Origin of the sequence: Cryobacterium sp. M25 (genome assembly GCF_002929635.1) — a bacterium.
Taxonomy (GTDB): domain Bacteria; phylum Actinomycetota; class Actinomycetes; order Actinomycetales; family Microbacteriaceae; genus Cryobacterium; species Cryobacterium sandaracinum.
The window spans coordinates 1-18,176 of sequence record NZ_PJJU01000033.1 but is presented as its reverse complement, the minus strand read 5'-3'; the positions used below and the strand labels follow the sequence as shown (position 1 = coordinate 18,176).

General features: G+C 68.5%; 17 protein-coding genes and 1 riboswitch. Of the genes, 6 read left to right on the top strand and 11 right to left on the bottom strand.

Annotated features, from left to right (window positions below; translation table 11 throughout):
- Window positions 1–18: 18 nt before the first annotated feature.
- Window positions 19–567, top strand: coding sequence for a gamma carbonic anhydrase family protein (locus tag CXY81_RS02400; RefSeq protein ID WP_104100170.1), 549 nt, complete (start codon window positions 19–21; stop codon window positions 565–567).
- 172 nt (window positions 568–739) lie between these two features.
- Here CXY81_RS02400 and CXY81_RS02395 read toward each other — a convergent pair whose 3' ends face one another.
- The 8 genes from CXY81_RS02395 to CXY81_RS02360 form a co-directional block, all read right to left on the bottom strand.
- Window positions 740–1,624, bottom strand: a complete 885-nt coding sequence (locus CXY81_RS02395) for a bifunctional methylenetetrahydrofolate dehydrogenase/methenyltetrahydrofolate cyclohydrolase (RefSeq protein WP_104171826.1) — start codon at window positions 1,622–1,624, stop codon at window positions 740–742.
- A 236-nt stretch (window positions 1,625–1,860) separates the two neighbouring features.
- Complete coding sequence (gene glyA, locus CXY81_RS02390; protein WP_104171825.1) at window positions 1,861–3,159, bottom strand: serine hydroxymethyltransferase; 1,299 nt, start codon at window positions 3,157–3,159, stop codon at window positions 1,861–1,863.
- A 42-nt stretch (window positions 3,160–3,201) separates the two neighbouring features.
- A riboswitch (ZMP/ZTP riboswitch) is annotated at window positions 3,202–3,291 on the bottom strand.
- Window positions 3,292–3,297: 6 nt separating this feature from the next.
- Window positions 3,298–3,636, bottom strand: a complete 339-nt coding sequence (gene mnhG / locus CXY81_RS02385) for a monovalent cation/H(+) antiporter subunit G (protein WP_104171824.1) — start codon at window positions 3,634–3,636, stop codon at window positions 3,298–3,300.
- Window positions 3,633–3,896, bottom strand: coding sequence for a monovalent cation/H+ antiporter complex subunit F (locus CXY81_RS02380; protein WP_104100174.1), 264 nt, complete (start codon window positions 3,894–3,896; stop codon window positions 3,633–3,635). The genes mnhG and CXY81_RS02380 overlap by 4 nt, the downstream gene beginning before the upstream one ends.
- Window positions 3,896–4,522, bottom strand: a complete 627-nt coding sequence (locus CXY81_RS02375; protein WP_104193851.1) for a Na+/H+ antiporter subunit E — start codon at window positions 4,520–4,522, stop codon at window positions 3,896–3,898. Before CXY81_RS02375 ends, CXY81_RS02380 begins: the two co-directional genes overlap by 1 nt.
- Complete coding sequence (locus CXY81_RS02370) at window positions 4,519–6,078, bottom strand: Na+/H+ antiporter subunit D (protein ID WP_104193850.1); 1,560 nt, start codon at window positions 6,076–6,078, stop codon at window positions 4,519–4,521. Before CXY81_RS02370 ends, CXY81_RS02375 begins: the two co-directional genes overlap by 4 nt.
- Window positions 6,075–6,563 carry a sodium:proton antiporter gene (locus tag CXY81_RS02365; protein ID WP_104193849.1) on the bottom strand — a complete coding sequence of 163 codons (489 nt, stop codon included), beginning with the start codon at window positions 6,561–6,563 and terminating at the stop codon, window positions 6,075–6,077. The genes CXY81_RS02370 and CXY81_RS02365 overlap by 4 nt, the downstream gene beginning before the upstream one ends.
- Entirely contained in the window at window positions 6,560–9,475 is a 2,916-nt protein-coding gene (locus tag CXY81_RS02360; protein WP_104193848.1) for a Na+/H+ antiporter subunit A, read from the bottom strand. Before CXY81_RS02360 ends, CXY81_RS02365 begins: the two co-directional genes overlap by 4 nt.
- Window positions 9,476–9,594: 119 nt before the next feature.
- Here CXY81_RS02360 and CXY81_RS02355 point away from each other — a divergent pair, with 119 nt between their 5' ends.
- Complete coding sequence (locus tag CXY81_RS02355; protein WP_104193847.1) at window positions 9,595–11,190, top strand: amino acid permease; 1,596 nt, start codon at window positions 9,595–9,597, stop codon at window positions 11,188–11,190.
- A 106-nt stretch (window positions 11,191–11,296) separates the two neighbouring features.
- Entirely contained in the window at window positions 11,297–11,716 is a 420-nt protein-coding gene (locus CXY81_RS02350; protein WP_104100180.1) for a GreA/GreB family elongation factor, read from the top strand.
- Between the two features lie 81 nt (window positions 11,717–11,797).
- Here the strand turns inward: CXY81_RS02350 and CXY81_RS02345 are convergent, their stop codons facing one another.
- Complete coding sequence (locus tag CXY81_RS02345) at window positions 11,798–13,114, bottom strand: MFS transporter (protein ID WP_104193846.1); 1,317 nt, start codon at window positions 13,112–13,114, stop codon at window positions 11,798–11,800.
- A 166-nt stretch (window positions 13,115–13,280) separates the two neighbouring features.
- Here CXY81_RS02345 and CXY81_RS02340 point away from each other — a divergent pair, with 166 nt between their 5' ends.
- The 3 genes from CXY81_RS02340 (at window position 13,281) to CXY81_RS16555 (ending at window position 14,911) form a co-directional block, all read left to right on the top strand.
- Window positions 13,281–14,153, top strand: a complete 873-nt coding sequence (locus CXY81_RS02340; RefSeq protein WP_104171818.1) for a formyltetrahydrofolate deformylase — start codon at window positions 13,281–13,283, stop codon at window positions 14,151–14,153.
- A 28-nt stretch (window positions 14,154–14,181) separates the two neighbouring features.
- Window positions 14,182–14,538, top strand: a complete 357-nt coding sequence (locus tag CXY81_RS02335; protein WP_233193932.1) for a YrdB family protein — start codon at window positions 14,182–14,184, stop codon at window positions 14,536–14,538.
- Between the two features lie 82 nt (window positions 14,539–14,620).
- The gene (locus CXY81_RS16555) at window positions 14,621–14,911 is read left to right on the top strand and encodes a hypothetical protein (protein ID WP_104193844.1); all 291 of its coding nucleotides are present in this window, start codon (window positions 14,621–14,623) and stop codon (window positions 14,909–14,911) included.
- 248 nt (window positions 14,912–15,159) lie between these two features.
- On the opposite strand, the gene CXY81_RS02325 is transcribed toward CXY81_RS16555, so the two are convergent.
- A complete protein-coding gene (locus CXY81_RS02325; protein ID WP_158251981.1) occupies window positions 15,160–16,620 on the bottom strand; it encodes a DUF222 domain-containing protein in 1,461 nt (486 codons plus the stop codon).
- Between the two features lie 97 nt (window positions 16,621–16,717).
- Window positions 16,718–17,935 (bottom strand): MFS transporter, encoded by a 1,218-nt coding sequence (locus CXY81_RS02320; RefSeq protein ID WP_233193931.1) that lies wholly within the window; start codon window positions 17,933–17,935, stop codon window positions 16,718–16,720.
- Between the last annotated feature and the right edge of the window lie 241 nt (window positions 17,936–18,176).

The following is an 18,176-nucleotide window of genomic DNA, read 5'->3' as shown; positions in this document are numbered from 1 at the left end:
CCCGATAGGCTGACGCGTATGACTGCCGACAGCGCCGCCCGCATCATCACCCTGCCCGACCGACCCGGACCGGTCGTGGCCGAGACCGCCTACGTCGCCCCGGGCGCCGTGGTCGTCGGCAACGTCACACTGGCCGAACACGCCAGCGTCTGGTACAACGCCGTGCTGCGCGCCGAGGCGGAACCCATCCGGATCGGCCCCGGCTCCAACCTGCAGGACAATGTCTCCTGCCACGTGGACCACGGATTCCCGCTGATCGTCGGCCGGAATGTATCCGTCGGGCACGGGGCCGTGCTGCACGGCTGCACGGTCGAGGACGGCTCGCTGATCGGCATGATGGCGACGGTGCTGAACGGCGCCGTCGTCGGTTCCGGGTCCCTCGTCGCCGCCGGAGCTGTCGTGCTCGAGGGCACCGTCATCCCGCCCAGGTCGCTGGTCGCCGGCGTTCCCGCCAAGGTGCGGCGGCCCCTGACGGATGAGGAGGTGGCCGGCCTCGGCCACAACGCAGCGGAGTATCTGCGCCACTGCGCCCTGCACGCCTCGGTGACGGCGCTGCCGCAGCGCTGAGCCGGCCTGCCTCACGCTCGCGGCGCGGGCTACGACTCACGGCGCAGGGAATACCGTGCGCCGGCTTCCACAGCGTGCGCCGCGACGGCGGCACCACCGAGCCTCGCCCGCACGGCCACCTGCGCGAGCCCCGAGAGGCGACCGTCACGAGGCGACCGCCCGTGGCGCCCGGCTACCTGCTGAGCGACAGCTCGGCTGCCTTCACCACGTTGCACAGCAGCATGGCGCGGGTCATCGGGCCGACGCCGCGCGGATTCGGGGACAGGAAGCCGGCGACGTTCGCGACATCCGGGTGCACGTCACCGGTCAGGGTGCCCTTGCCGGTGATCGGGTCGGTCACCCGGGTGATGCCCACGTCGAGCACGGCGGCGCCGGGCTTCACCCAGTCCGCCTGGATCAGGTGCGGCACGCCGACGGCGGCCACGACGATGTCGGCGCGCCGCACCTCGCCGGGCAGGTCGACCGTGCGGGAGTGCGTCAGGGTGACGGTGGCATCCAGACCCTTGCGGGTGAACAGCAGTCCGAGCGGGCGCCCGACGGTGAGGCCGCGCCCGACGACGACGACGCGCTGGCCGACGATCGGCACGTCGTAGCGGCGCAGTAGCTCGACGATGCCGGCCGGGGTGCAGGGCAGCGGCGAGTCCAGCTCGCCCTCGATGCCGAGCACCAATCGGCCGAGGTTCGTCGGGTGCAGGCCGTCGGCATCCTTCGACGGGTCGATCAGTTCGAGCATGGCGTTGTCGTTGTGGCCGACCGGCAGCGGCAGCTGAATAATGTAGCCGGTCACCTCGCGGGCGGAGTTCAGGTCGGCGATTGCGGCGCGCACATCGGCGCTGGTCGCCGACGCGGGCAGGTCGACCCGGATCGATTCAATGCCGACCTCGGCGCAGTCGCGGTGCTTGCCCGCGACATACGAGCGCGAGCCCGGGTCATCGCCGACCAGGAGCGTGCCGAGCCCGGGCACGATCCCGTGCGCGCGGAGCTCCGCGATCCGGTCGATGAGCTCGGTCTTGACCACGGAGGCGGTCGTGACTCCGTCGAGGGTTATTGCCGTCATTGTGGATCCATTCAGTCGGTCGTTCTGACGTTTAGAGGTGCTCCGGTGCGCAGGTGCGCAGGTGCCGGAGGCACGTGCGAATCCGACGGAGATTTTGGGCAACACGCCGGTGACGGATGCTTCCAGCGGGCTTTCGCAGCAAAATCTCCGTCGAATTCGTTCGCAGGCCGTACGCCAGGGTGCGGAGCCTGCGGCGATGACACCCGGGTCGAGGGCGGCCGGGTGCGCGGCGGACGTTACTGCTGCAGACCGGGGTACAGCGGGAAGGCCTCGGTGAGCACCTTGACGCGGGCGCGGAGGCCCTCGATGTCGGCGTCGGGCTTGAGCGCCTCGGCGATGACGTCGGCGACGACCGTGAACTCCTCGTCGCCGAAGCCACGGGTGGCCAGGGCAGGGGTTCCGATGCGCAGGCCGCTGGTGACCATCGGCGGGCGCGGGTCGAACGGCACCGAGTTGCGGTTGACCGTGATGCCGACCGCGTGCAGGGCGTCCTCGGCCTGCTGGCCGTTGATCGGCGAGTTGCGGAGGTCCGCGAGCACGAGGTGCACGTCGGTGCCGCCGGTGAGCACGTCGACGCCGCCGGCGCGCGAGTCATCCGCCATCAGACGGTCGGCGAGGATGCTGGCACCGCGCAGGGTGCGCTCCTGACGTTCCTTGAACTCGGGCTCGGCCGCGAGCTTGAACGCGGTCGCCTTGGCGGCGATCACGTGCATCAGCGGGCCGCCCTGCTGGCCGGGGAACACGTTGGAGTTGAGCTTCTTCGCCAGCACCATGTCGCGCGAGAGGATGAGACCGGAGCGGGGACCGGCGAGGGTCTTGTGCACGGTGGTGGACACGACATCCGCGTAGGGAACCGGCGACGGGTGCAGGCCGGCGGCGACGAGTCCGGCGAAGTGGGCCATGTCGACCCAGAGCAGGGCGCCGACCTCGTCGGCGATGCTGCGAAAGGCCTCGAAGTCGAGGTGGCGCGGGTAGGCGGACCAGCCGGCGATGATGACCTTGGGCTTGGTCTCGAGTGCCGTCTCGCGCACGACGTCCATGTCGACCAGGAAGGTGGTCGGGTCGACGCCGTAGGCGACGGGATTGTAGAGCTTGCCAGAGAAGTTGAGCTTCATGCCGTGGGTGAGATGGCCGCCGTGGGCAAGTTCCAGACCGAGGATGGTGTCGCCGGGCGTCGCGATGGCCGAGAGCACGGCGGCGTTCGCGGTGGCGCCGGAGTGCGGCTGCACGTTGGCGTAGGCGGCGCCGAAGAGGGACTTGGCCCGGTCGATGGCGAGCTGTTCGGCGACGTCCACGTATTCGCAGCCGCCGTAGTAGCGGCGTCCCGGGTAGCCCTCGGCGTACTTGTTGGTGAGCACGGAGCCCTGCGACTGCAGCACAGCGCGCGGCACGAAGTTCTCGCTGGCGATCATCTCGAGGTAGTCGCGCTGGCGTCCGAGCTCCTGCTCGAGAACGGCGGCGATCTCGGGGTCGACGACCTCAAGGGGCTCGTTGAATGTGGACCGCAGAACGGTGGATGGCACGGATTCGGGCACGGGGTCTCCTCAGACTTCTTGTTTAACGACGTGATGATCAATCGTCGTGGCCCAGGCGTGCGGTCACTAACCGTGTCAGTCGCTCCCCGATGGTGACCCATCTTTCGTGCTACGCCAGTCGCGACAGGGTCGATCTTATCAGTCGGGCCGGGTGCCGAGCTCATCGATTATGAGCACGTCGACGCGCACATGGTGGGTGTCATAGGCGGCCCGGCCCACCATGTGCGCTGCGACCGGGGCGGTCAACGCCTGGAACACGACGATGGCCATGACGAGGGTGACGGTGCCCACGGTAAAGTTGTTTAGGGCGACGTCGGCCGTGATCGCCATGAAGCCGAAGATCTGCGGTTTGGTGGCGGCGTGCAGCCGCGATAGTACGTCGGGGAAACGGATGACGCCGATTCCGGCCGCGAGGCACATCACGGCCCCGGCGAGCACCAGGACAGCCGAGATCACGTCGCGCAGTTCATCGCTCATTCGGTGTCCCGCACGGGCAGGAAGCGGGCGACGCTCAGCGAGCCGAGCACCGCGAAGAGGGCGAGGACCAGCAGCACCGGCAGCGTGTCGGTGTGCCGGTTGAATGCCATCTCCGCACCCATGGCGCAGATCACGGTCGCGACCAGGACATCCGAGGCGATAACCCGGTCCAGCACGGTCGGTCCCCGCACGATTCGATAGAGGGCGCACAGGGCACCGGCCCCGAACAGCACCCCGGCAATGACGGCAACGATATGCATCAGGCGGTTCCTCCCCGCTTCAGTTTCTCATTCGCATGCTGGTCGCGTGCGCGCTGGTCTTTTTCACTCCGGTCCTCGCCGCTCACCCGGTGGAGCCGTTCCACGTCTTCCCGGGACCCGAGGGCCATCACGATCCGGCGCTCCTCGGCCAGCACGCCGTTCCGGAACCGCTCCACCTGTTCCGGATGCGCCACGTTCAGCACGTGCAGATAGAGGGTGGACTGCACCCGGTCCACATCGACCACGATCGCCCCGGGAACGATGGACGTCGACACCCCGGTCAGCGTCAGGATGAAGTCGCTGCGGGTGCGCAGGTGCACGGCCACGATCGCGTTGCTGGGTGTGTAGCGCGGGGAGAGCGCGAGGACGGCCACCTGCAGCGAGCCCCGGACGATGTCGAACCCGAGCCGGATCAGGTAGAGCACGGTGTACCACGGGTTCAGGCGCAAACCCAGCTCCACGGCCGGCAGGTAGAAGCCCACGGAGACGAGGGTGGCCAGCAGCGTGCCGGTGAGCAGGTTGAGCCAGGAGAACGAGCCCCAGAGCAGCATCCACAGCAGCACGAGACCCAGGAACAGGGGCGCCTGGTTGGCGATGGCGGCGAGGCGCTGCTTCGGGGTGCTCATGGCGTGCCGTTCGGGAAGACGGCGTCGATGTACGTGGCCGGGTTCTCGATGTTGGCCGCCGCGCGGGTGGTGAACGCGAACACCGGCCCGGCGAACACGGTGAGTGAGACGGTCAGCAGCAGCAGCGCCGTCGTCGCGCCGGTCATCAGCGGCGAGATGGTGCGCGTCGTGACCGTGCCCTCGTCGTCCGGGTCGACCAGGAGCGCATCGAGCATCGGCGACTCGTAGTCCTCGACCTCGCCGGCCCCCCGCCAGAACGCGATGTTCCAGACGCGGGCCAGGGCGTAGAGCGTGAGCAGCGAGGTGGCGGCGCCGGCGCCCATCAGGATGTAGGTCACCGGTTCGGCGATGTCCGCGCCGGCCTGGAAGAGGGCGATCTTGCCGAGGAAGCCCGAGAACGGCGGGATGCCGCCGAGGTTGAGCGCCCCAACGAAGAACAGGAAGGCCACGAACGGCGCCGCCGTCAACAGTCCGCCGAGCCGGGCCAGCGAGGTGGTGCCGCCCACCCGCTCGATCAGCCCCGCGCAGAGGAAGAGGGTCGTCTGCACCGTGATGTGGTGCACGACGTAGAAGATGGTGGCCGCGATCGCCAGCGGCGTGCCCATCGCGATGCCGAAGATCATGTAGCCGATGTGGCTCACCAGCGTGAACGACAGCAGCCGCTTGATGTCCGCCTGCGCGAGCGCCCCGAGGATGCCCACGATCAGGGTCAGCAACGCCACCACCATCAGCGGCACCGACAGCGGGCTCTCGGGGAAGAGCAGGGTCTGGGTGCGGATGATCGCGTAGATGCCGACCTTCGTGAGCAGCCCCGCGAACACCGCCGTGACCGGTGCCGGGGCCGTGGGATAGGAGTCGGGCAACCAGAACGACAGCGGAAACACGGCGGCCTTCACGCAGAAGGCCAGCAGGAGCAGCAGGTTGAGGATCAGCTGCACGTCCGGCGGGAGGTCCGCCACCCGCTCGGCGATCAACGCCATGGTGACGGTGCCCGTGGCCCCATAGATCAGGGCGATCGAGCTGAGGAACAGGATGGAGGAGACCAGGCTCACCACGATGTAGGTGACACCGACACGGATGCGCGCACCCGTTCCGCCGAGCGTCAACAGCACGTAACTGGCCGAGAGCAGCATCTCGAAACCAACGTAGAGGTTGAACAGGTCCCCCGCGATGAACGCGTTGAACAGCCCGGCCGCCAGCACGAGATAGGTGGGATGGAAGATCGAAACCGGGGTTTCCCGGTCTCCGTCCACGATGCCCTGCCCCACGGCGAACAGGAGCACGCCGAGCAGCATCAGCGCGGAGACCAGAAGCATGATCGCCGAGAGCCGGTCGACGACGAGCACGATGCCCCACGGCGCATCCCAGCCGCCCACGTGCACGACGGCGGGGCCGGTCTGATCGACCTGCACCAGCAGGACCGCGCCGATGATCGCCACCAGCGTCAGGGCGATCACGCTGACCACGATCTGCTGGGGGCGACGGCGGCCGAGGGCGAGGGTCAGAGCGCTTCCGAGCAGCGGGATCGTGACGACCAGAGGAACGAGGAGATTCATAGCTTCATCCCCTTGCCCGGCGCGTTGGCAGGAGCACCGAACTCGCTCTCGCGCTCGCTCGCGTCGAGGTCTTCCTGGCTGGCTGCCTCGTCCTCGGTGACCGAGCGGAAGGATTTCTCCGTGCTTGCCATGGTCTCGGCCGCATGCTCGTCGGTGACCGTGTCACCCTCGTCGCCCAGCCGGGCCAGCCACCAGGACCGGTAGATCAGTGCGAGGATGAGCGCCGTGATGCCGAAGTTGATCACGATGGCGGTGAGCATGAGCACCTGGGGCACCGGGTCGACCATCGCAGCGTCGGCGGCCGTGCCGGTGACGATGGGCGCGTTGCCGGGGCGGCCGCTCATGATGAAGATCAGCAGGTTCGTGGCGTTGCCCACCAGCAGGAATCCGATCAGCACCCGGGTGAGACTGCGCTCCAGCATCACGTAGACGCCGGCGGCGTACAGGACCGCCATCACGATCACGAGGGTGAGGGAGGCGCTCATCCGGCTACCACCGCGCCCTGCTCGGATTGCGGGTGCGGCTCGGTCTCGCCGGCTTCCTGCTGTCGATCGACCTCGCTGCCGAGGCTGCGCAGGATGTCCAACACGAGACCGACCACGACCAGGTACACGCCGATGTCGAAGATGGTGGAGGTGCCGAAAGAGAGGGGGCCGAGCACGGGTACCGTGGTTTCGAAGTAGGCGGATTCCAGCGGGATGCCGCTGAAGAAGAGCGAGACCACGGCCATCCCGACCGCCAGCACGATGCCGAGCCCGAGGATCTTGCCGGGATCGACGGGTACCGCCTCGCCCAGCTCGTAGCGGCCTCCCGCGAGGTAGCGGGAGACGAGCGCCAGCCCGGCGATCAGGCCACCGGCGAAGCCGCCGCCGGGAGCGTTGTGGCCGGCGATGAGCAGGTAGACGGAGACGATCATGGCCGGGTAGAACAGCAGCCGCACGAGCACCTCGAGCATGATCGACCGGTCCTTCTCGGCAACCGTACGGCCGGCCAGGAGCCAGGACTGGCGAGTGACCGCATGCCCCTCGGAGGACGCGGCCGGGTCGGCGACGACCTTGCGACGGTGCGGCAGCGACCGGCGTTTGCGGGAATCGCGCAGCCGGGGCACGACCGCGTTGCGGCCCGAGACGAAGAGGAGGCTGGCGACGCCGGTGGCCACCATGATCAGCACGGAGATCTCACCCATCGTGTCCCAGGCACGGATGTCCACGAGCATCACGTTCACGATGTTGCGTCCGTGCCCCTCCTCGACCGCGAGGCGCGGAAGCTCCGCCGCGATGCTTGGGGCCTCCCGTGCACCGAGCGCGATCACGCCGATGGTGCCCATCACGGCGCCCACCAGCACGCCGATCAGCACGCGCCGCCGCCGGTGCATCGGCCGGTTGTGCTGGGCGATCTTCTGCGGCAGCCGGCGCAGCACCAGCACGAAGACGACGATGGTCATCGTCTCGACCAGGGCCTGCGTCAGGGCCAGGTCGGGAGCGCCGTGGAAGGCGAAGAACGCGACGAGGCCGTAGCCCGTGACGCCGGCCAGCAGCACGGCAGTGATGCGCTCACCGACGCGAGCCGCCATCACCGCCGCGACGCCCATGATGAGGGCGATCACGACCTGGCCCGGGTAGTCCCAGAGCACGACCTCCTCGGGCCAGCTGCGGTTGACGAAGGCCGCGAAGCCCAGGGCCAGCACGAAGACGACGAGGATGGTGGACAGGTACTGCGGCAACCCGCCCTGCTGGGCGAAGTGGGTGATGCGCGCCGCGGCCCGGTCGATGCCGCGCACGGTGGAGCCGTAGCCCTGACCGGCGTCGATGTAGGCCGGCACCGTGCCCTGCAGCCGGGCCACGCCCGGCCGCTTCCAGAACAGCACGGCACCGAGCAGGAGAACAACGGCACTCAGGGCGAGCGCCGGTTCGAAGCCGTGCCAGAGTGCGAGGTGGTAGTCGCCGCCGCCGGGAACGGTGTCGGCGTAGGAGGCCAGCACCGGGTCGAGCAGGAAGACGAGGGGGCCGAGCAGGAGGGTGGCCACGGCGAGCAGTCCCGGCGCCAGCTGGAAGTCCCAGCGGGCGGGGTGCAGGGCGGTGTCTGCGAGGCTGACCCGGGTGCCGAAGGCACCCCAGAAGAAGCGGGTGCTGTAGGCGACCGTCAGCACGGAGCCGACCACGGTGCCGACCAGGGCCACCCAGCCCCATCCGTCGCCGGCCAGGCCTGCCTCGAGGAATGCCGTGAACACGGACTCCTTGGCGACGAAGCCGAGCAGCGGCGGGATACCGGCCATAGATGCGACCGATAGCAGGGCGATCACGGCCAACACGGGCGCGTTGCGCCCCACGCCGGAGAGCTGTCGCCAGTCGCGGGTGCCGGCCCGGTGGTCGATGATGCCGACGGTCAGGAACAGCGCCGACTTGTAGAGGGCGTGGGCGAGGAGCAGTGCCACCCCGGCGAGCGCGGAATCCCGGGTGCCGAAGCCGACGACGACCATCAGGAACCCGAGCTGGCTGACCGTGCCGTAGGCGAGCACCAGCTTGAGGTCGTACTGGCGCAGCGAACGCCACGCGCCGACCAGCATGGTGACGACGCCGAGGGTGACGAGCACCGGCATCCAGCCCGGAGTGTCGGCGTAGCCGGGGGCGAGGCGCGCCACCAGGTAGATGCCGGCCTTGACCATCGCGGCCGCGTGCAGGTAGGCGCTCACCGGGGTGGGCGCCGCCATCGCGGCCGGCAGCCAAAAGTGGAAGGGCACGAGCGCGGACTTAGACAGCGCGCCGACCAGGATGAGCAGCACCGACCAGGTGGTAGCCGGGCCGGTGACGGGGTCGGCGACGATCGCTGCGAGCGACGTGGTTCCGGCCTCCACCGCGAGGATGACGACCCCGACCAGCATGACCAACCCGCCGAAGGTGGTCACCAGCAACGCCTGCAGGGCGGCGCCGCGGCTCGCCCGTTTGAACGTGTAATGCCCGATCAAAATGTAGGAGAGCACGCTCGTGATCTCCCAGAAGATGAACATGACGACGATGTCGTCGGATGTCACCAGGCCGTACATCGCGCCGGCGAACGCCAGCAGGACCGCGGCGAAGCGCCCGAGCGCCGGCTCGTCGGCGCTGAAGTAGCGGGCGCAGTAGACCAGCACGAGGGCGCCGACCCCGGTCACGACGAGGGCGAGCAGGCAGGCGAGGGTGTCGACGCGGAACGAGAGCGAGATACCCAACGCGGGAATCCACGGGACGCTCTCGGTGATCGCTCCGCCGGTCGACACGGCCCGGGTCTGGGTGAGGGTATAGCCGAAGACGGCCGCGGGGAGCAATGCGATGACGTAGAAAACACGCAGCGAGAGCCACCGCGTGAGGATCGGGGTGAGCGCGGACAGGGCAGCAAAAGTCAGGAGGATTGTCGCCATGCGGCCTCCCGGCTCTCGTGAAGTCAGAATGTCGAATTCAGTCTACCGGAGGCCGTGGACGCCGGCCCCGTGCGGGGGCGGCTAGGGTTGGCCAAAACCGGATCTATCGGAAGAGCCCCATGACGCGAGCAAGCCGGAAGCCACAACTCCCCCTTAAACCTGACCACCCCGAATACCACGGTCGTGGCGTGGAGACGCCGTTCGAGCACATCTCGGACGCCCTCAATGTGCACGAGGATGAGGGGCTGCACAAGGGCCTCAAGGCCCGCCAGGTGCAGATGATCGCCATCGGCGGGGCCATTGGCACCGGCCTGTTCCTCGGGGCAGGCGGACGCCTGGCCATCGCCGGGCCCTCCCTCGTCTTCGTGTACGCGATCTGCGGTTTCTTTGCGTTCCTGATCCTGCGCGCGCTCGGCGAACTCGTGCTGCACCGCCCCTCGTCGGGCTCGTTCGTTTCCTACGCCCGCGAGTTCTTCGGCGAGAAGACGGCGTTCGTCACCGGTTGGCTGTACTGGCTGAACTGGGTGATGACCGCCATCGTCGACGTCACGGCCGTGGCGCTGTACATGAACTTCTTCGCGAAGTACTGGGCACCCTTCGGTGATGTGCCGCAGTGGCTGTACGCGCTCGCCGCCCTCGCCGTCGTGCTCTCCCTGAACCTTCTGTCAGTGAGCGTGTTCGGCGAACTCGAGTTCTGGTTCGCGCTGATCAAGGTGCTCGCCATCGTGGCCTTCCTGCTGGTCGGCACCTGGATGGTCATCTTCGGCACGCCGATCCCCGGCCAGGAGACGGGCTTCAGCCTGATCGGGGACAACGGGGGCTGGCTGCCGAACGGGCTGATCGCATCCGTTCTCGTGGTGCAGGGCGTCATCTTCGCCTACGCCTCGATCGAGCTGGTCGGCACGACCGCCGGGGAGACCCAGAACCCGGAGAAGGTGATGCCGAAGGCGATCAACACCGTCATCATTCGCATCGCCGTCTTCTACGTGGGCTCGATCCTGCTGCTCTCCCTGCTGCTGCCCTACACCGCGTACAAGGCCGGCGAGAGCCCGTTCGTCACGTTCTTCGGCACCATCGGCGTCGGCGGCGTCGACGTGATCATGAACCTGGTTGTGCTCACCGCGGCCCTGTCCTCGCTCAACGCGGGCCTGTACTCGACCGGGCGCATCCTGCGGTCGATGGCGCTGGCGGGATCGGCGCCGCGCTTCGCCGGCAAGGTGAGCCGCACGGGTGTGCCGTTCGGCGGCATCCTGCTCACCGGCGTGGTCACCCTGCTGGGCGTCGCCCTGAACGCCGTCGTGCCCGACAAGGCCTTCGAGATCGTGCTGAACATGGCCGCCATCGGCATCATCAGCGCCTGGGGCATGATCGTGCTCTGCCAGCTGCGCCTGCACGCCTGGTCGAAGCTCGGCATCCTGCAGCGACCGGCGTTCCGGATGTTCGGAGCACCGTATACGGGGTACGCCAGCCTGGTCTTCCTCGTCGCCGTGCTCGTGCTGATGGCCTTCGACTGGCCGGTCGGCACGCTCACGATCAGCTCGCTCGTGATCATCATCCCGCTGCTGATCGTGGGCTGGTACGCCTGCCGCGGCCGCATTCTCGAGATCGCGAGCGCCCGCGAGGGGTTCACCGGCCAGGTGCCGATCCTCCCCAGCCGCCCGCTGTCGGACCAGCTGCGGGGCGCCGACCGGAAGGACACCGACCGCGAGGAGTAGCCGCCACGCCACCGATCGCCGATTCCCCCATGCGTGGAGCCGGGGCGGCTAGCATGGCCGATTGATCACTGCGCGGCAGATTGCCTCGCGATTTACGGAGAACTCTATGACCACCGAATCGGTGTGGCTGCCACCCCGCTCGCTCGCCCTCCTGATCGAGGAACTCGCTGTGCTGGGCAGCGACCCCACCCCGAACGCGGCCACGTCCGAGCGAATCCGGGAGCTGCGCACGACCCTCCGCCAGGCCGAGGCCTCGGTCAAACCGGACGACGGCCTGGTCGAGCCCGGGATGAGGATCACCGCGATGCTCTCCGGCGACACCCGGGCGACCGTGTTCCTCCTCGGCGAGCGTGAACTTGTCTCCCTCGACCCTGAGGTGAAGGTAGACGTGTACTCCCCCTCGTCACCGATCGGCCAGGCCATCATCGGAACCCACGTCGGCGACACCGTCGCGTACACGACGCCGACCAACGTCAGCATCCAGATCGAGATCCTCGCAGCGGTCCCGTACACCGGCGGCCGGTGAACCGACACGCTTGAGGCGTGCGGATGCTTCCGCGCCCCTCAATCGTGTCGTCTCAGCCGTTTCAGGTCGACACGCCGTCGGTCAGGCCGCCCGGCGGCGCACGACGACGTCGCTGACGATCACCAGCACGAAGGCCAGCACCAGGATTCCGACGTAGACCAGCGGCACGGCCTGCATTCCGGCCGAGCCGAGAAGCGCGGCGCCGAGAAGGGCGCCACCGCCGATCCCGGCGTTGAACGCGGTCGTGTAGATGGCGCTGGCGGTGTCACGGATGCGGAGCGAGGCCGTACGCAGCAGCCGCGTCTGCAGCAGCGGCGGCAGCATGCCGAAGGCCAGACCCCAGAGCACGAAGGCGGTGATGGCAACCGGCAGCGTCGCCGCGAAGAGGGCCAGCACGGTCACGCTCAGCGCCGACACGGCGATGCCGATGACGAGCCCGAGCTGCGGCCGGGGGCCGAAGACCGTGCCGGAGAGCACCAGGCCGACCGCGCCGGCAATCCCATAGGCGAACAGGAGCGGGGCGACCGCGCCGGAGTCCACGCCCATCTCGTCGATCAGGAATGGGGCGATGTACGTGTAGAACGTGTAATGCCCGACCATGGTCAGGCCGGTGATCACGGAAAGCAGGATCACGGAGCGCATGGTCGGGTCGCGACGCGGTTCAGCGATAGCAGTGGCGGTATGTGCGGCGGCGGCCCCCGCGTTGCCGGCCGCGGTCGGATCGCTTGCCGTGGCATCCGTCACGCGAGCACCATAGTGCGACACCGGCGGCAGGAACCGCCAGACGACGACCGCGCCGATCAGCATGAGGGCGGCGAGGGCCAGGAACGACAGCCGCCAGCCGAGCAGGTGCCCGGCGGCGGTGGCGATGGGCACCCCGAACACGAAGGCGAGCGTGCCGCCCGAGACGGTGATGGCCACGGCGCGGCCGATCTGTTCCCGCGGCACGAGGTGCGCGGCGTAGGCGCCGACGACGGCCCAGAATAGGCCGTGGGCCATTCCGCCGATGATGCGCCCGCCGACCATGAAGGCGTAGTTGGGGGCGATGGCGGTGAGCACATTGCTGATCGCCAGCACCACGAGCACGAGCACAATCAGACCGTGCCGCGGCAGGCGGCGGGTGAGGTGGGCGAGCGAGGTGCTCGTGAGCACCACGGTGAACGCGAACCAGGAAACGAGCAGGCCGACCTGTCCCTCGGTGACCCCGAGCGCCCGGCTCATGTCGGGTAGAAGGCCCGTCGGAAGCATCTCGGAGGTGACGGAGAGGAAGACGGCGGCGGCCAGGGCGAGCAGGCCCACCCAGGGGAAGGGTCGGGCGGCGGCCGCGATGCTCTCCGGCGCGTGCGGCGCTTCCGCCGCTTCCAGCGAGGGCAGGTTGATAGGTGCGGTGAATGACATGGCTCTGTGGCTCACAGACGGGAACAGGGGCAGCGCGGGTGTGCCGCGGGCCGGTCCGGATCGACTGCGCGCCGACGTGCGCGCCCGGGGCCGGCGTGCTGCGCCGACCGCTATCCAGCCTAGCCGACGGGCCGAGTGTGCGGCAGGGGGCCGGTAACCTAGTCCGATGACCTCTTCCCTTGCACCGAACCCGCGCCACCATTGGGTGATCACTCTCGTCTGCGTCGACCAGCCGGGTATCGTGCACGCGGTCAGCGGCGCGATCGTGCGGGCGCGCGGCAACATCACCGAGAGCCAGCAGTTCACCAGCGCCGACACCGGCCGGTTCTTTATGCGGCTGCAGGTGGAATCCGCGGCGAGCCAGGCTGATCTCGAGGACGAGCTCGCCCCGGTCGTGCGCAGATACGCCATGGAATCCGTCATCGATGTCGTCGGGCGTCCCAAGCGCACCCTGATCCTGGCCTCGACCGCCGGAAACTGCGTCAACGACATGCTCTTCCGCCAGCGCGGGGGCCAGCTGCCCATCGAGGTTCCGCTGGTGCTGAGCAACCACGGCACGCTGCGCGACCTGGTCGGCTTCTACGGGGTGCCGTTCGAGTCGCGTCCGGTGACGGATGCCGCCGGCAAGGCGGCCTTCGAGACTCGCGTCGTCGATGCCATCACCGAGCACGACATCGAGCTCGTGGTGCTCGCCCGGTATATGCAGATCCTCTCCCCCGCACTCTGCACGCTGCTGGAAGGCCGCGCCATCAACATCCACCACTCCTTCCTGCCCGGGTTCAAGGGCGCCAACCCCTACAAGCAGGCGCACGCCCGCGGGGTGAAATTGATCGGGGCGACGGCCCACTTCGTCACGGGCGACCTCGACGAGGGTCCGATCATCGAACAGAACGTCGTGCGGGTGGACCACTCGCGCAGCCCGGCCGAACTCGTCGCCATCGGACAGGACGAGGAGAGCCGCACCCTGACCCAGGCGGTCACCTGGTTCGCCGAGCACCGGGTCCTGCTCGACGGCGCCCGCACCATCATCTTCAGGTAGCCTCCCGCCTCTCGGTAGGATGGGGCGAGTGACCGATACGAGCGCGACGACCAGCACCAGCCCCAACGACATCGTGCGCTTCCTGCTCGAATTGTTCGCGTTCATCAGCCTGGGCATCTGGGGCTTCACCGCGTGGCCGCTGCCGTGGCCGGGCGTGCTCATGGGCATCCTCGCCCCTGCCTTCGCCATTGTGCTCTGGGCGCTGTTCCGCTCGCCCAAGGCGGTCTTCCGCCTCGACCCGTTCGGCAAGGCCATCGTCGAGATCAGCGTCTTCGGGGCCGCCGCGCTGGCCTGGTGGGACCTCGGCCTGCCGCTGGTCGCCGTGATCTTCGCCCTGGTGGCCACGGTCAGCGGCGTCATCTCGGGCCGCGCAGAACTGCGCTGAGGACGGCCGCCGCACAGTCAGGCTGCCTTGGCTCGAACGGCGCCGGAAAGACGACGACCATCCGGTTGCTGTTGGGCATGCCGTGGCCGACGTCCGGGCAGGCGCCGATGCCCGAGGCACCATTGACCTCCTGGTCTCTAACCCGATCGGGCGCTGCCAGTTGCTCCTGGCGAAGTTCGCCGCCCTCCCGCTGGGCACCATCCTGCTTGCCGAGAGGACCGGAGTCTCCCTGGTCGTGCTCGGCGCCGTGGCCGAGATGAGGTTCCCGAAGGATAACGTGGCAACCGCGATGCTGCACCGGGAACTGCTCGGGGAGAGTCGGTGCGCTGGCGCTGGCGGCCGCATCGGGCAGGACCGTGCAGAACCGGGTTGAGCCGGGTTGAGCCGGGTTGAACCGGGTTGAGCCGGGTTGAGCCGGGTTGAGCCGGGTTGAGCCGGGTTGAGCCGGGAGGATCCCGGCCCCAAAGTTCCCCTGACGCCGGCCGAGCTTGTCAGACCAGGTGACGAACCCTCCCAAGGTTCCCCGACGCTGGTCGAGCTTGTCAAGACCCGGCGACCGGTCCTCCGGAGGTTCCCGCGACGCTGATCGAGCCTGTCGAGACCAAAGGCCAGACCCCCGCCCTACAGCCCTGTTCTCTTGCTCTGTAACACAATACGCGTCTGCTCCGGGTCGACTTCCGCCGGTGGACGCAGCCAGTACTGGGTTTTGGTGCGGGTTATCTTCCAGTGCTGATTATGCAGCAGCAAATGGTGCGGGTGGCACAGCAGCACTCCGTTGGCGAGGTCGGTGTACCCATTGTCCGTGAGCCACTCACTGATGTGGTGGGCCTCGCTCCAGGCCGGTGATCGGTCGCAGCCGACCCAAAGGCATCCGCCGTCACGCACTGCCATCGCGGCGCGCTGTGCCTCGGTGAAGAGTCGTTCGTCACGGCCGACGTTGATGATCTGACCGTCTTCGTCGAATTTGATGCCACGGGTGCCGGTGTCGCAGAGCAACCGGTCGATGGTGTCCTGCGAGATCGGGACGGGGTTGCCCTCGATCTGCCCGTGCGCGGCGGGTTCGGCCGCCTGATCCGGCCCGGTCTGCCCGGCCTGCACCGTCTGCCCCGTCTTGAGCGCCTTTTCGGTCACGATCACGCGCACCGAGGGGCGTCGCCCGCCGAACACGCGGCCGGGGTCGGCCTCGCCGGCGATCGTGAGCAGCTGCACGAGCGAGTCCGCGTTGATCTGCGCGTTGCTGCGCGGGTCGTCCTGCATCTTCTCGGCCCAGGCGGCCCGCTCCTTATCGACGAATCGCACCCCGCCGCGGCGCGGGCCGGTGATGGAGTCAAAGGTCGAAAGCACGAACTCGCCGTCTTCGGGGGCGAAGAGGCCGTTCAGGCGCACGTTCCCGTTGCTGAACCGGTAGACCTTCAGGTAGCGGTCGTCGTGGGCCTGCTTCTCCCGGGCGGCGATGCCGGCCTCGTCAAGGTGGTCACGCATCCGTCTTGCGCGTTTGAAGACCTCGTCGGCGTTCAACGTTGACACCTCGGCCAGCAGGGACTCCAGCGCCGCTCCGAGCTTCTCGGCGGTGACGGCGGCGTCGATCTGGCCGAGGCCGGCGCGGATCGACTCGGCCGCGTCGACCGAGAGCGTGCCGGCGGTGACGGCCCGGGCGATCGGCGCCTGCCACGGCACCTTCGCGACGAATTCGGCGACCTCGACGGCATCCGTGTCGGGCGACGAGAGCACCTCCTCGACCAGCTTCTCGGCCGCCTCGGTGTCGGCCATCATCGTGCCGACTGCGACCAGTTTGTAGGCGTCACCTTTGGACGAGCCCGTCCAGTTCTGGATCAGGGCTTCCGGGGACAAGTACCCCTGCTGCGCGGCCAACCCCGAATGGCCGAGCTCCGGCCGCGAACGGTCAGCAATGGTTGCGGCCATCAACGCGGCATAGGTGTCGAGCAGACGGCGGGCGCATGCGATTCGCTTCTGACCGGCCAGCGCCTCGGCGTCGGGAAGGGCTGCGAGGTCGGCGCTCGAGGAACCCAACAGCGCGACGGCGTCGGCCGCCTGCCTGAAGTCTTCCGCGAGGTTCGTCATGTTACGAGGATACCTCGTTGCGCACATGAAGTCGAGTGTCTGTCACTATTTATTGGTGACAGTTTCGTAGCTGCATTCGACCCCTCTCGGGGCGGGACTACGCCGGGTGGGCCTGCCGCGGCATCCGCAGCGCGTAGACAGAGGTCGCGAAGAACAGCAAGGCGCCGACGCCGAAGGCTACCGGATAGGACACGCTGTCGACAAGAAAGCCGGCCGCGAGCGGGCCGACGATGGCACCCAGGTCGGAGAACATCGAGAAGACCGACACGGGTCGACCGCCACCGGCGCCGGCCGCGTCGCCGACGGATGCGGCCGGGGCGGTGCCCATGAACGCCGAGGCCACGCCGTAGAGGCAAAGCAGCGCCGTGAGCACGATGATGTTCGGCGCGAACGGGACCGCGAGGATGGTGAGCCCGGCAACCAGGAATGCCCCGATGATGGCCGGGCGACGGCCCACAGTGTCGACGAACCGCGCGGCCGGCGCGAGTGCCACCGTCTGGGCGACGGCCGCGAAGGCGAAGGCGATGCCGGTCCAGACGGTCGGACCCCGCAGCACCTCGACGACCAGCACGGGGATCAGCGCGTTGCGCACGCCGAACGAGTTCCAGCCGGTGGAGAAGTTGGCGATGCACGCCGCGCGGAACCGGGTGTCCCGCAGCACCGTTCGGAACGGGATGCGCTCGGGCGCCGGGCCGGCCGCGGCGACGACCCCACCCCGCACCGGGCGCAGCAGCACGAGCCCGAGGATGCCGGCAACGGCGAGCGTCGCGGCGTAGAAGAAGAACGGCGCGGTGAGCGAGATCGTGGCGAGGAGTCCGCCGAGCGCGGGGCCGGCCATCCCGCCGAGCAGGAACCCACCCTGGTAGAACCCGATGGCCCTGGCCCGGAATCCCGGTGCCGTGGAGCCGAGCAGGAGAGTCATGGCCGCAACCGTGAACATGGCCGAACCGACGCCGCCGGCTCCGCGCAGGAGCAGCAGCTGCGGATAGTTCTGGGCCACGCCGACCAGCCCGCTGGAAACGGCGACGATCCCGATGCCGGAGGCGAGGATCACGCGTTCGCCGGCCCAGTCGATCAGGCGCCCGGTGAACGGGCTGGAGACGAAGCGCATCAGCGCGAACGCGGAGACGACGGCGCCGATTTCCAGGTAGCCGACCCCGAAGCTGCGCACGTAGACGGGCAGCACCGGCACGACGACGCCGAAGCCCACCATCACGAAGAACGCGATCACGCCGAGCACGTAGACCTCTCGGGACAGCCGCGGCCGGCTCACGCCGAGGGTCTCGCCGCCTCGGCGCATTCGTGCGAATCGCATTACCTCAGGGTAAGCCTTCGCTCGGTGTCCGTCCGCCGCCCGCCCAGAACCGCACCCCTGACGAATTCGACGGAGATTTTGCCCAAAACGGGTTCGAAACAGCTCGCAAGCGGCCTCGTGTCGCAAAATCTCCGTCGAATTGGTTCGACGCCGGACGCAGCGGGCTAGTTGTTGTTCCCACTGACGTTGTGAGCACGGTTGATGGGTGATTTGCCGCCGATGCCGGTATGGGGTCTGTGGT

Bases quoted from the DNA above. Each gene is read 5' to 3' on its own strand.
- CXY81_RS02325 (WP_158251981.1), bottom strand. From the start codon at position 16,620: ATGACGAACCTCGCGGAAGACTTCAGGCAGGCGGCCGACGCCGTCGCG.
- CXY81_RS02375 (WP_104193851.1), bottom strand. From the start codon at position 4,522: ATGAGCACCCCGAAGCAGCGCCTCGCCGCCATCGCCAACCAGGCGCCC.
- CXY81_RS02370 (WP_104193850.1), bottom strand. From the start codon at position 6,078: ATGAATCTCCTCGTTCCTCTGGTCGTCACGATCCCGCTGCTCGGAAGC.
- CXY81_RS02365 (WP_104193849.1), bottom strand. From the start codon at position 6,563: ATGAGCGCCTCCCTCACCCTCGTGATCGTGATGGCGGTCCTGTACGCC.
- CXY81_RS02355 (WP_104193847.1), top strand. From the start codon at position 9,595: ATGACGCGAGCAAGCCGGAAGCCACAACTCCCCCTTAAACCTGACCAC.
- CXY81_RS02340 (WP_104171818.1), top strand. From the start codon at position 13,281: ATGACCTCTTCCCTTGCACCGAACCCGCGCCACCATTGGGTGATCACT.
- CXY81_RS02395 (WP_104171826.1), bottom strand. From the start codon at position 1,624: ATGACGGCAATAACCCTCGACGGAGTCACGACCGCCTCCGTGGTCAAG.
- CXY81_RS02360 (WP_104193848.1), bottom strand. From the start codon at position 9,475: ATGGCGACAATCCTCCTGACTTTTGCTGCCCTGTCCGCGCTCACCCCG.
- CXY81_RS02350 (WP_104100180.1), top strand. From the start codon at position 11,297: ATGACCACCGAATCGGTGTGGCTGCCACCCCGCTCGCTCGCCCTCCTG.
- CXY81_RS02345 (WP_104193846.1), bottom strand. From the start codon at position 13,114: ATGTCATTCACCGCACCTATCAACCTGCCCTCGCTGGAAGCGGCGGAA.
- CXY81_RS02320 (WP_233193931.1), bottom strand. From the start codon at position 17,935: ATGCGATTCGCACGAATGCGCCGAGGCGGCGAGACCCTCGGCGTGAGC.
- CXY81_RS02400 (WP_104100170.1), top strand. From the start codon at position 19: ATGACTGCCGACAGCGCCGCCCGCATCATCACCCTGCCCGACCGACCC.
- mnhG (WP_104171824.1), bottom strand. From the start codon at position 3,636: ATGAGCGATGAACTGCGCGACGTGATCTCGGCTGTCCTGGTGCTCGCC.
- CXY81_RS02380 (WP_104100174.1), bottom strand. From the start codon at position 3,896: ATGCATATCGTTGCCGTCATTGCCGGGGTGCTGTTCGGGGCCGGTGCC.